10 protein-coding genes are annotated in these 13,736 nt (G+C 40.1%); 7 read left to right on the forward strand and 3 right to left on the reverse strand.

All coding sequences use genetic code 11. The features are described from left to right. The 6 genes from lysS to LO761_RS02545 all read left to right on the forward strand — a co-directional run bounded on the left by lysS (position 1) and on the right by LO761_RS02545 (position 8,065). Complete coding sequence (gene lysS, locus LO761_RS02520; protein ID WP_272816744.1) at positions 1-1,731, forward strand: lysine--tRNA ligase; 1,731 nt, start codon at positions 1-3, stop codon at positions 1,729-1,731. Beyond that, positions 1,728-2,723, forward strand: a complete 996-nt coding sequence (locus LO761_RS02525) for an NAD(P)H-dependent glycerol-3-phosphate dehydrogenase (protein ID WP_272816745.1) — start codon at positions 1,728-1,730, stop codon at positions 2,721-2,723. The genes lysS and LO761_RS02525 overlap by 4 nt, the downstream gene beginning before the upstream one ends. 14 nt (positions 2,724-2,737) lie before the next feature. Then, positions 2,738-4,081, forward strand: coding sequence for a glucose-6-phosphate isomerase (locus LO761_RS02530; RefSeq protein WP_272816746.1), 1,344 nt, complete (start codon positions 2,738-2,740; stop codon positions 4,079-4,081). A 45-nt stretch (positions 4,082-4,126) separates the two neighbouring features. After that, the gene (locus LO761_RS02535; protein ID WP_272816747.1) at positions 4,127-4,864 is read left to right on the forward strand and encodes an HAD family hydrolase; all 738 of its coding nucleotides are present in this window, start codon (positions 4,127-4,129) and stop codon (positions 4,862-4,864) included. A 408-nt stretch (positions 4,865-5,272) separates the two neighbouring features. Further along, positions 5,273-6,064 carry a glucosamine-6-phosphate deaminase gene (gene nagB / locus LO761_RS02540; protein ID WP_272816748.1) on the forward strand — a complete coding sequence of 264 codons (792 nt, stop codon included), beginning with the start codon at positions 5,273-5,275 and terminating at the stop codon, positions 6,062-6,064. Between the two features lie 12 nt (positions 6,065-6,076). Continuing rightward, complete coding sequence (locus tag LO761_RS02545; protein WP_272816749.1) at positions 6,077-8,065, forward strand: glucosamine-6-phosphate deaminase; 1,989 nt, start codon at positions 6,077-6,079, stop codon at positions 8,063-8,065. 53 nt (positions 8,066-8,118) lie between these two features. Here LO761_RS02545 and LO761_RS02550 read toward each other — a convergent pair whose 3' ends face one another. Further along, positions 8,119-9,078: a bile acid:sodium symporter family protein gene (locus LO761_RS02550; protein WP_272816750.1), complete on the reverse strand. Its 960-nt coding sequence runs from the start codon at positions 9,076-9,078 to the stop codon at positions 8,119-8,121. A 102-nt stretch (positions 9,079-9,180) separates the two neighbouring features. Between LO761_RS02550 and LO761_RS02555 the strand changes: the two genes are divergently transcribed. Further along, positions 9,181-11,244 carry a TonB-dependent receptor plug domain-containing protein gene (locus tag LO761_RS02555; RefSeq protein WP_272816751.1) on the forward strand — a complete coding sequence of 688 codons (2,064 nt, stop codon included), beginning with the start codon at positions 9,181-9,183 and terminating at the stop codon, positions 11,242-11,244. Positions 11,245-11,594: 350 nt separating this feature from the next. Here the strand turns inward: LO761_RS02555 and nagA are convergent, their stop codons facing one another. Together nagA and LO761_RS02565 are read right to left on the reverse strand one after the other, a co-directional pair. Then, positions 11,595-12,761 carry an N-acetylglucosamine-6-phosphate deacetylase gene (gene nagA / locus LO761_RS02560; RefSeq protein ID WP_272816752.1) on the reverse strand — a complete coding sequence of 389 codons (1,167 nt, stop codon included), beginning with the start codon at positions 12,759-12,761 and terminating at the stop codon, positions 11,595-11,597. A gap of 464 nt (positions 12,762-13,225) precedes the next feature. Continuing rightward, entirely contained in the window at positions 13,226-13,588 is a 363-nt protein-coding gene (locus tag LO761_RS02565) for an integrase core domain-containing protein (protein ID WP_272816753.1), read from the reverse strand. Positions 13,589-13,736: the final 148 nt, after the last annotated feature.

Consider the following 13,736-nt stretch of genomic DNA (forward strand, 5'->3'; position numbering starts at 1 on the left):
ATGAACGTTTTAGAACTAAGTGAACAAGAAATCAACAGACGGAATAGTCTGAATGAACTGCGTACTATGGGAATCAATCCCTATCCTGCCGCTGAGTATGTAACCAATGCATTTTCTACTGATATAAAAACCGAATTTAAAGATGATGAGGCCGATCCACGTCAAGTATCAATTGCCGGACGAATGATGAGTCGTCGTGTCATGGGTAAGGCTTCTTTCATTGAACTTCAAGACTCAAAAGGAAGAATCCAAGTCTATATCACACGTGACGATATCTGTCCGGACGAAAATAAAGACTTATATAATGTCGTCTTTAAACGTCTGCTCGACTTAGGTGACTTTATCGGCATTGAAGGTTTCGTGTTCCGCACTCAAATGGGTGAAATCAGTGTTCATGCTCAAAAACTGGTATTGCTATCCAAGTCTATTAAGCCTCTCCCTATCGTTAAATATAAAGATGGTATAGCTTACGATAAATTTGAAGACCCTGAACAACGCTATCGTCAGCGTTATGTCGACCTGATTGTCAATGATGGTGTAAAAGATGTCTTCCTTCAACGCGCAACAGTTATCAAGACATTGCGTAATTTCCTTGATGAGGCGGGTTACACAGAAGTTGAGACTCCAACGCTCCAGAGCATTCCGGGGGGAGCATCTGCCCGCCCATTCGTTACGCATTTCAACGCTCTGGACACAGATATGTACATGCGTATCGCTACAGAGCTTTATCTGAAGCGACTCATCGTCGGCGGATTTGAAGGTGTTTACGAGATTGGTAAGAACTTCCGAAATGAAGGCATGGATAGAAACCACAATCCGGAATTTACCTGTTTAGAACTCTACGTTCAATATAAAGACTATAATTGGATGATGAAGTTCACGGAAAAGTTGCTTGAAACTATCTGTATTGCCGTCAACGGGAAACCAGAGCGTGAGATTGACGGAAAAATTATCAGTTTCAAAGCTCCATACCGTCGTTTGCCTATTCTTGAAGCTATTAAAGAAAAAACCGGATACGACCTGACAGAAATGAACGAAGAACAAATCCGCGAAGTTTGCAAGAAGTTGAACATGGAAATTGATGATACCATGGGCAAAGGAAAGCTAATCGACGAAATCTTCGGTGAATTCTGTGAAGGGACATTTATCCAACCAACCTTTATCATTGATTATCCTGTTGAGATGTCTCCTCTAACTAAAATGCATCGCTCCAAAGCAGGCTTAACCGAGCGTTTCGAGCTAATGGTTAACGGAAAAGAATTGGCTAATGCTTATTCCGAATTGAATGATCCAATAGATCAAGAGGAACGTTTCAAAGATCAAATGGCCCTTTCTGAAAAGGGAGATGACGAAGCAATGATCATCGATCAGGACTTCTTGAGAGCTTTACAATATGGAATGCCTCCTACAAGTGGCATCGGAATCGGTATCGACCGTTTGGTCATGTTAATGACAGGAAAAACATATATTCAGGAAGTTATGCTGTTCCCACAAATGCGTCCTGAAAAAGTTACCCCAAAAGATCCAATTGTAAAATATACAGAGTTAGGCATCAGCGAAGACTGGGTTCCGGCTATTCAAAAAGCAGGATATAACTTGATTTCCGACATGAAAGATGTTAATCCGCAAAAGATTCAAATGGATATCTGTGGAATTAACAAAAAATATAAATTGGGGTTGATAAACCCTTCCGTTGACGAAGTTACCAAGTGGATTAACAAGATAAAATGAAACTTCCTGGTAAAATAGCAATCATTGGTGGCGGAAGTTGGTCGACAGCTATCGCAAAGATGGTATTGATAAATGCTGACTCTATAAACTGGTATCTGAGACGCGATGATAGAATAGAAGATTTCAAGCGACTCGGACATAATCCGGCATATCTGACCAGCGTTCAATTCGATATCAACAAGATTAGCTTCAGCTCTGACATCAACGAAATAGTGGAGAATGCAGATACCTTAATATTTGTTACTCCTTCACCCTACTTGAAACTCCACCTGAAAAAGCTAAAAACCAAAATAAAGGATAAGTTCATTATAACAGCCATCAAAGGCATCGTTCCGGAAGAAAACATTATCGTATCTGAATATTTCCAAGATAAATACAAAGTTCCAAAGGAGAACATAGCCGTTATATCCGGCCCGTGTCATGCAGAAGAAGTTGCACTGGAGCGTCTTTCCTATTTAACAATAGGATGTGAGGATATAGAAAAGGCCAAAACATTTGCACAATTCTTAACAGGTCCGTATATAAAGACTTCGATTAGTAAAGATGTGTCGGGTATAGAATACGCGTCTGTACTTAAAAATATTTATGCTATTGCCGCAGGTATATGTACAGGACTAAACTACGGAGATAACTTTCAGGCCGTTCTTATATCAAACGCCATTAAAGAAATGCATCGACTCCTTGATACTGTCAATCCTGTAGGACGAGAAATCGATGATTCTGTCTATCTTGGCGACTTACTTGTTACCGCCTACTCCAACTTCAGCCGTAACCGTGTATTCGGAACCATGATAGGTAAAGGATACTCAGTAAAAAGCGCTCAGATAGAAATGGAAATGGTAGCTGAAGGTTACTACGGGACAAAATGTATTAAAGAGATTAACAGGCATTTACATGTCAATATGCCAATTGCCGATGCGGTGTACAACATTTTATACGAGCGCATCGCTCCGGCAATAGAAATAAAATTATTGACTGATTCATTTAGATAATAAAATATAAAGCAATGAAGAATATTAGTTTGAACATTGACAAAGTTGCCGGTTTTGTTTCAAAAGAAGCCGTTGCAGCTTACGAATCACAGGTAAAAACCTGTATGGAAGCATTAGAGAATGGTACAGGCAAAGGTAATGATTTTTTAGGATGGTTACATTTACCGTCATCTATCACTGCGCCCCACTTGGCAGACATCAAGGCTACGGCTGCTGTTCTTCGCGAAAACTGCGAAATCGTTGTGGTTGCCGGCATTGGTGGCAGCTATTTAGGTGCTCGTGCTGTTATCGAAGCATTATCAAACAGCTTCGAGTGGCTGAAAGCACAAAAAAATGGTCCGGCTATTGTATATGCCGGTCATAATTTAGGCGAAGATTATTTGTACGAACTGACTCATTTCTTGCAAGATAAAAAGTTCGGTATAATCAATATTTCTAAATCAGGAACTACTACAGAGACAGCCCTTTCGTTCCGTTTATTAAAAAAGCAGTGTGAGGCTCAGCGTGGTAAGGAGATAGCAAAGAAAGTTATCGTCGCCATCACAGACGCAAAGAAAGGCGCAGCCAGAGTAACTGCCGACAAAGAAGGATATAAAACATTTATTATTCCCGATAATGTAGGCGGCCGCTTTTCTGTTTTAACTCCGGTGGGGTTGTTGCCAATCGCTGTTGCCGGATTCGATATCGAACAATTAGTTGAAGGTGCCAAAGATATGGAGAAGGTCTGTGGTTCGACTACACCTTTTGCAGAAAATCCTGCCGCTATCTATGCTTCTACCCGTAACGCACTGTACAAGAATGGAAAGAAGATTGAAATTCTTGCTAACTTCAACCCGAAATTACATTACATCAGCGAATGGTGGAAACAACTGTATGGTGAGTCGGAAGGCAAAGAAAACAAAGGTATATTCCCCGCATCAGTTGATTTAACCACAGATTTGCATTCTATGGGACAATGGATTCAAGAAGGAGAACGCTCTATTTATGAGACTGTAATATCTGTTGAAGAACCAAACTATCAATTGGATGTTCCAACAGATGAAGAGAATCTCGATGGTTTGAATTATCTGGCAGGCAAACGTGTTGATCAGGTAAATAAGATGGCTGAATTAGGTACGCAATTAGCACATGTTGACGGTGGAGTTCCTAATCTTCGAATCTCTGTTCCAAAATTAAATGAGTACTACTTAGGCCAAATTATCTATTTCTTCGAGAAAGCTTGCGGCATCAGTGGTTATATATTAGGTGTTAACCCTTTCAATCAGCCGGGTGTTGAGGCCTACAAGAAAAATATGTTCGCTTTATTAAACAAACCGGGATATGAAGCTGAATCAAAAGCAATTCAAACAAAATTATAAATTCAAATAATCAATAAAGGCGGACTTTTAGTCCGTCTTTTTTATATGTATAAAGAAGCTTTAAATAAATATTTAGAAACCCACGGACTTTCTACATTCAACTTGAAAGCCGTTCTATTCGATATGGATGGTGTTCTCTACAACTCTATGCCTATTCACGCGGACTCATGGCATGTTGTTATGGAACGGTTCGGATTACATCTTAGTAGAGAAGAAGCGTATATGCACGAAGGACGAACCGGTGCAGGAACTATTAATATCATCAGTCGGCGCGAACGAGGAAGAGACGCTACACCCGAAGAAATTGAGATGATATACACTGCAAAAGCAGAAGAGTTCAACAAGCATTCAAAACCGGACAAAATGCCCGGTGCACTTGACGTACTAAACCAAATAAAAGCCAATGGATTGAAGATTATTTTAGTTACGGGTTCAGGGCAAAAATCACTTTTGGAACGCTTGAATAGAAGTTTCCCCAATATATTCCATGAAGAGTTGATGGTCACTGCATTTGATGTTGAAAAAGGCAAACCAAATCCGGAACCTTATTTAATAGGCTTGGAAAAAGGCGGAGTGAAAGCTAACGAGGCAATTGTAATAGAAAATGCTCCGCTTGGTGTAGAAGCCGGATCAAAAGCCGGTATCTTTACAATAGCTGTAAATACCGGACCGCTACCTGACAAAGTACTGTGGGATGCCGGAGCAAATATCCTGTTCCCCTCCATGACAAAATTCAGTAAACAGTGGGAAAGTCTCCGGAAAGAGATTACTCAATCCAATTAGAAGGGTAAAATCAGTAGTAAGAAAATTAATGAATAAGTTACAACTATTTACTTTGCCCACCTATAATGTCATAAACAAAGGGAATAATAGATAAAGACAAACTATGCTTATCGATCTCCTCATTCGAGCATTATATAGAACAAACTCAGCGGAATTCGTTTTTCATAGCATGATCATCAATTGCGCAGACTGATGGTCAAAAAGATAACCTGTAGTTATTACCGATGCAAGGTTCATGATGAAGTTATGCTGATTTTCTTATCCCATTTAGATAAATTATATAATTTTGCATTTGCCTTTAGAATCCACCGATGAAGAATAAACAATAAAGTATATTAAAATATATAGGTATATCGTTTCTTTTGAGTAAATTCGAATGTTAAATAATAATTTTAAACATAAAACAATATGAGATTAATTATCGAACCCAATTACGAAAAACTCTCTAAGTGGGCTGCAAATTATGTTGTGAGTAAAATCAACGCAGCTGAACCAACAAAAGAAAAGCCTTTTGTATTAGGTTGTCCAACCGGCTCCTCTCCTCTTGGCATGTACAAGGAGTTGATTCAGTTGAATAAAACCGGCAAAGTTTCTTTCAAGAACGTTGTAACATTTAACATGGACGAATACGTCGGACTTCCGGAAAACCACCCGGAGAGCTACCACTCTTTCATGTTTACCAATTTCTTTAATCATATTGATATCAAGAAGGAAAATATTCATATCCTCAATGGTAATGCAAAAGATTTAGAAAAAGAATGTGCTGATTATGAAAAAGCTATTGCTTCATTTGGTGGTGTAGATCTTTTCATGGGTGGAATTGGTCCTGATGGACATATTGCATTCAATGAACCGGGCTCATCCTTATCATCACGTACCAGAATTAAGACATTGACAACCGATACGATCATAGCCAACTCTCGTTTTTTTGAAAACGATATAAATAAAGTTCCTAAAACAGCCTTAACCGTCGGTGTCGGAACTGTTCTCTCAGCAAAGGAAGTGATGATTCTCGTTAACGGACATAATAAAGCCCGTGCTTTACAGCATGCAGTTGAAGGAGGCATTACGCAGATGTGGACTATCAGTGCCTTACAAATGCATCAGTATGGCATTATTGTTTGTGATGAAGCAGCTACAGATGAATTGAAGGTTGGTACATACCGCTATTTCAAAGATATAGAAAAAAATAATCTTTAATATTTTCAACAGATGAGAACAAACTTAAGTTCACAGATTTCTCTTAACAGAATATCTCCCAAATACTACAAACCCGGAAATGCAGTAGAGCGCTCCGTTCTTACTCGCTACGAAAAGATTCCTACTTATATATATGAAACTATCGAAAATGGCGTAAATGCCATAGCTGATGAAGTAATTAATAAGATTCAAGAACGCCAGCGCGAAGGCAAATTCTGTGTGATTGCAGCAGGGACAGGTGCTTCACTCAGACCTTTATACGCAGAATTGGTTCGCAGACATCATGATAAGGGTGTCAGCTTTCGTAACTTGGTAGTTTTCAATTTATATGAATATTATCCTCTTCCATCAAAGGATGCCAAAAGCAGCTTCCAACAATTAAGTGAATTATTCCTTAATCAGGTAGACATTGACAAACATAATATATTCACTATCGACGGGACCATTGCACAAGAATCAGTTTCTGAATACTGCCGTCTGTACGAGCAGCGGATTCTTACATTTGGAGGAATAGATATTGTTCTGATGGGAATTGGACGCGAAGGTAATATTGGAATGAATGAGCCGGGCTCTACACTTAGCTCTGATACCCGATTAATCCTTATCGATTCTACATCACGCACCGAAGCTTCGAACAATTTAGGAGTTGATAATTTACCACCGTGTTCCATCACAATGGGAGTGTCAACCATCATGTCTGCCAGAAAAATTTATATGTTAGCTTGGGGTGATGGAAAAGCTGATATCATTCGTGACGCTGTGGAAGAAAAGCATACTGATTCTTTACCGGCTTCTTATCTTCAGGTTCATAACAATACCAGTGTATGCATTGACCTTGCCGCTGCCGCTCACCTGACCAGAATTCAAAGGCCTTGGTTAGTAACCAATTGCGAGTGGAACGATAAATTAATTCGTAGTGCTATTGTTTGGCTTTGCCAACGGATTAACAAGCCAATTTTAAAATTGACCAATAAAGATTACAATGAGAATGGTTTAAGTGAATTGTTAGCTCTGTATGGTTCTGCATATAATGTAAACATCAAAATCTTCAACGACTTACAACATACCATTACCGGGTGGCCGGGTGGAAAGCCTAACGCAGATGACACATATCGTCCGGAAAGAGCAAAACCATTTCCGAAACGGGTGATTGTATTCTCTCCACACCCTGATGATGATGTTATATCCATGGGAGGAACAATTCGTCGTTTGGTTCAGCAAGAACATGAAGTTCATATAGCATACGAGACTTCCGGGAATATTGCTGTTGGAGATGAAGAAGTTGTACGTTTCCTACATTTTATCAATGGATTTAACCAGTTGTTTGATAACGACTCAAACAAGACCATCAAAAAGATGTACAAAGAGATTCGTAAGTTCCTTGCAGAAAAGAAAGAAGGTGCCATTGATACACAAGATATTTTGACTATCAAAGGATTGATTCGCCGTGGCGAAGCGCGAACTGCTTGTACTTATAACCAAATTCCTTTGAACAGAGTCCACTTCTTAGATTTACCTTTTTATGAAACAGGCAAGATTGATAAGAATCCGATGGGACAAACTGATGTAGACATTATTCTGAATCTGTTACGTGAAGTGAAGCCTCATCAGATTTTCGTTGCCGGTGATTTAGCCGATCCTCATGGGACACATAAAGTATGCACTGATGCTGTTCTTGCCGCCATTGATATAGAGAAAGGGAATAAAGCAGAATGGTTGAACGATTGCAGAATTTGGATGTATCGTGGCGCATGGGCTGAATGGGAAATAGAAAATATTGAAATGGCTGTTCCTTTAAGCCCTGAAGAGCTTCGCGCTAAGCGAAATTCTATTCTGAAACATCAATCACAGATGGAAAGTGCTCCATTCCTCGGGAACGATGAACGTTTATTCTGGCAGCGTGCTGAAGATCGTAATCGTGGTACGGCTAAGCTGTATGATGACCTCGGACTTGCATGTTATGAAGCAATGGAAGCATTTGTAGAATATAAGCCTCTATAAAATTGTCCGAATAACTCTATAAAAAATCCCACCGAGCGCTTCAGTGGGATTTTTTATTTCTTTTCATCCTTCCGTCGTTTATCCCAAAGTTCAATACTATTTATAATATTCTGCCACAGAATATAACAACCGGGACCAACTGAAGAGAGTGGATTCAAATAAGTATAAGCTATCCAAATAGCAAATGCTGTATTCTTTTGCCCCAATGCCTGACCGGCATCAATTGTTGAACCATAATACGCACCTATCCCTTTACCACATGCAAACTGAATAATACACAATATCAATCCTAAAACAGCAATTAATAAAAGGAAACCAACCGTGGCATCGGAATGACAGATATGCTTGACTGTCGTTCCGGTAACAATGGAAAGAGAGGCTCCCCACAAATAAAATGACAAATCTTTAACACTAATAATCTGTTGATGGAAATGACGCATATAATGCTTTACAATGTAGGCAAGTATCATTGGCACCACCAAAATAATACATACCTTATATAATATAAGAAGAAACGACTGAATAAAACTCATGCTCAGATCAGGATTGATAAGCGGGAAACAAACAGGGACAAGCATAGCCGTAATAAAGTTGGAAATAAAAGTATATGTCGTCATAGACGTTAAATTCCCTCCCAACTTTTCCGTTACTACTGCCGCAGCTGCCGCGCAAGGACCAATAATACAAGTCAGCATACTTTCGACTAAAATTAACTTATTGCCCTTCAACCCGAATGCCAAAATAATACCGACTAATATCAACGAAAAAATCACCTGAAACATTCCTACCCACAAGTGCCACTTCACAGGACGCATTTTTTTAAAATCCACTTTGCAGAAAGTGACAAAAAGAATCAAGAACATGAAAAGAGGAAAAATGAAATCAAAAATCGGATCGAAGAAATTAGCCGCATGCTCCAATACCGGAGTATAAGCAAATATCAAATACAATATCGTTCCGGCAGCCATTGAAACCGGAAGTGTCCAGTTCTTCAAAAAACGGATAATATCCATAGCACATCTCTTTTCGACTACAAAATTACAGCTTTTCAGGAAGTTTTTGATATCTTTGCAACCGATTTGCTCAACGAACGAGCTTATTTAACAAATTATAGTATGTACAATTCTAATTCAATCAAGCGTAATCTTCTTGTGTTCAAACATTTTTCTCACAAGAAATATGCGTTGTTCGCTTGTGTTGGAAAAGAAGTCAAAATTAGCGTTCTTGCTGTATGCGTATTAACTTACGCCAATGTAAATTGCATCAGCGCCCAGACTTACAAAGCCGACACAACCACTGCACAAAAAGAACTTACGTTAGAGGAGGTAGTAGTGACTGGCTCCAGAGCGCCGATGAGTATTTCTCAGTCGGCCAGAATGGTAACTGTACTCGATCGTAGCGATATTGCCGCTGCCCCTGTACAAAGTGTTAACGATCTTCTAAAGTACGCCGTTGGTGTAGATGTCAGACAGCGTGGAGCTATCGGAGCTCAGACTGACATCAGTGTTCGAGGTGGAACAAACGAACAAATCACTATTCTTCTTAACGGTATCAACATTTGTGATCCGCAAACCGGACACAACGTCTTTGAACTCCCTGTCGACATCAGCGAAATTGAACGTATTGAGATATTGGAAGGACCTGCCGGACGTGTATATGGTACGTCTTCCTTAGTTGGTGCCATCAATATTGTTACCAAAATAGCCGCCAACAGCAGTGTGGACGTTCATATCAAAGGAGGTTCGTACGGTTATCTCACTACCGGAGGACGAGCCAATGTCGTATCCGGGAAATGGAATAACCAAATCTCTGCCAATTATACTAAAAGCGACGGCTATACACGCGCAAAGGGAGGTAATCTAAATTCGGACTACGAAGGAGGTCGTGTGTTCTATCAGGGTAATTATAATAACGAAAATATAAAAGTGAACTGGCATGCCGGTATGACAACCAAGGGATTTGGTTCAAACACGTTCTACAGTTCTAAATTTGATAATCAATACGAACATGTCGCAAAGATTATGACTGCGCTGCAAGCAGAAACAAAAGGAGTTATCCATTTTCGACCATCCATTTATTGGAATAGAAACTACGACCGTTTTGAACTGATTCGGGGCAGCGAAGCAAAATATAAATTCAACTATAACCGTACAGATGTGTTTGGGTTAAACCTGAACAGTTATTTCGACTGGACCTTGGGACGTACAGCATTCGGTGGAGAATTCCGTAATGAAGACCTGATTAGTGGGAATTTAGGAGAACCGCTGAATAAGACTCGGCACATTCATGGTACAGACAGGAATTATACTCTTGGTTTAAACAGAAGTAACTTGAGTATTCATTTGGAACATAATATTATTCTCAACCGTTTCACTCTTTCTGCCGGTGTTATTGCTGTAAAAAACACATGGAACGAAATGAATTTCCAATTCTATCCCGGTGCTGACGTAAGCTATCGACTTGGAAGCGGATTCAGTATATACGCTTCATACAATACTTCTTTAAGAATGCCTTCTTTTACTGAATTATATTATTCTTTGGGTGGTTATAAAGCCGATAAGTATTTAAAACCTGAAGAGATGACCTCACTTGAAGGCGGCATACGATACAATGTTCCCGGAATAGAAGCAAAGGTAAGTGTATATCATCATCATGGAAAGAACATGATCGACTGGATTAAAAATACTTCAAAAGGGAATGACGCAGAATGGGAATCGGTTAATCATTCAAAAGTTAATGCATTAGGATTCGAAATCAGTTCCCGCTTTAACTTACGCGAACTGTTCCCTGCTCAGAATGTATTTAACAGTTTCCAAGTTGCGTACAGCTACATCAATCAGGATAAAGATCTGGAATCGAATTATGTATCACACTATGCGTTGGAATATTTACGTCATAAGTTGGTCAGTAAACTGAATCTTCACATCTATAAGCTATTAAACTTCAGCACATCCTATCGCTATCAGTATCGCATCGGTAACTATACTGATACACAAGGTAATTCGCGCCAACTGAAACCCTACTCTTTAGTTGATGCCCGCCTTTCTTGGGATGCCCCGAAATATGCGCTTTATATTGAAGGGAATAATATACTTAATAAAACTTATTACGATTATGGAGATGTTCCTCAGCCCGGTTTTTGGTTCATGGCTGGTGGAAGCATTCATTTTAATTTATAAACCTATTCATCGTTCGTAGAGAAATTAAAAAATCCTCTAATCCAGTTTTCTCGGATTAGAGGATTTCTTTCATATACCAAACAGACACAATTAAAAATATATAATTAATATTTCATCAACCAATTAAGCGAAAACAGTTAATTATTCCTTTTATCAGACTGTTTTTAAATAAATTGTTAACTACTCAATCAATAGATTTAGTAGATTCGCTAAAAAGAATTAGGAAGCCTTACATAACTATTTATGTAGGGTTGATATTAGAAGTATTTTTCTTTTCATAACAAGTCTCTATTAATATTTTAACCGTAATTAAAAAGTATAAGTCGTCTCTGAGAAGAGAAGACTTATTTTTATATGTGACATGTGCCTTCAACAAGATGTCCCATCTGCCATACTCCCGCAACTTGCAATTTGTTATCAAGTATCAGTATATCCGCGTCCTTACCTTTCTGTAAAGAACCTTTTCTATCATAAACACCCATAATCTTGGCCGGAGTTTCCGAAGCCATACGAACGACATCCTCCAAAAGAATATTTGTTTCTGTAGCGACAGTCCGAATCAGACGATCCATCGTAGCGATACTTCCGGTTAAAGCAGAACGGTCGGCCAACTTACATACACCATCTTCTATGATAACACGCGGATCGAACGCATGAGTTGATTCACTCGCGGCAGGAGCCAACGCATCGGTAATCAAACACATCTTCTCCACGCCCTTCATCTTATAAATTAGTTTCAGAATGGCCGGAGGCAAATGTTTACCGTCGGCAATCACCTCCACGGTCATATTATCTATTAAATAGACACTCTCTACTGTCCCTTCATGTTTATAGCCTCCTTCCCCCTTATGAAATCCTTTCATACCATTATAGAAATGTGTGGCATGCGTATAACCTGAGTTCCATGCGGCAAGAACATCATTATATTCAGCTGTAGTATGAGCTATGCTCACTAAAATATCTTTGCCGGCCGCATACTTGCCGAAGTCCAAAGCACCCTCACGTTCAGGAGCGGCATCGCAACGCTTGACGCATGGCCAATTCTCTATCAACGGCTTATATACTTCCGGATTAGGAAGTATAATATTCTCCGGTATCTGCCCACCTGCCTCAACCGGATTCAGATACGGACCTTCCAAATGCAATCCAAGAATCGGAGTATCAGGGGCTTTCATCATTTCAGTGACAGTAGCGCATGCTTTTTCAATCATTGGAATGGACGATGAGGCAAGCGTAGGATAAACACAAGTCGTTCCGTGCTTCAGGTGTGCTTGAATAGCTGTATTGAAAGCCTCTTCCGTACCTTCCATAAAATCTCTTCCGCCGCCGCCATGAACATGAAGTTCTATTCCTCCGGGAAGAATATAGTTTCCATGTGCGTCAACAATAACAGCACCATCAATTTTTAAGTTGTTATTATCTATTTCCAAAATCTTGGATCCTTCCATTATGACAGACCCATTTTTAACCCATCCTTGGGGCGTCAAGATAAGACCATTTATTATTTGAGTTAACATAGTGTATTTAGTTGCTTAGACAATTCCTTTGTTTATTGCAAAAGTACAATAATTAAAGGTATTTTCATCGGTTAAGCGTTCTTTTTATGAAGAGAGATTACACAAAAAAAGTTATAAGTATCCCTCTATAAAGTCATACTGATAAACCGAATAAGTGATGCGGATGAGTTGATCAATTCATGCGTATCATTTGCTCAACTCATGCGCATGAGTTACTCAACTCATACGTATCACATCATCGAACGATATGTATCATGACTTTACCTGATTTTACTAGACACTTTTTTGCTACATTAGCTGAACCGGTAGACACTTTTTTTCTTGCCATACTGATTCCCTATACACCATCGAGCAACCCGTGCTGTTTTGATAGACAGTGCAAGAAAACCGGACATGCAGAGTCCAGGATTTGCTCGTTTGCTAAAACCGGATACCCCTCAATGGGGCATTCCGGTTTTTGACCGTCAAGGGCACCGGTTTACACCTTCCTCCGGACTTGCCGTTTGCCCCGGTAAAGTTACGATGTTTTTCCCATCCGTGTCACTTTTCCCTGTATAAAAGCTGTTTTTCCACCTCTTCTCCTGCTCCCCTTGCTCCGTATGCGCCACTGCCGGTATCTTATAAGCTATGCTCATGTGCGGACGGCGGTAGTTGTAGAAGTGGATGAATCGCCCGATGACTTGTTCCGCGTGCTCTCTGGAGCGGAACTGCCGCCGGCGATAGACACATTCTTCCTTTATAATGCCGTTGACCCGCTCGGCGATGGCGTTGTCGGTAGGCTTGTAGTCCTCCGTCATGGAGATGGCGATTTCATGAGACTTGAGCATGTTGACACAGTCGTCACAGCAGTATTGGACACCGCGGTCCGAGTGGTGAACCAGCCCTTTCAGGCTGTCGCTTCCCGTCATCGCCACGGCCTGAGCGAGCGCCTGCCGCAGCGCCTCCATGGAGGCGGAGGCCTTGAGCGTGCCTGCC

Source organism: Phocaeicola oris (genome assembly GCF_021295095.1).
Taxonomy (GTDB): domain Bacteria; phylum Bacteroidota; class Bacteroidia; order Bacteroidales; family Bacteroidaceae; genus Phocaeicola; species Phocaeicola oris.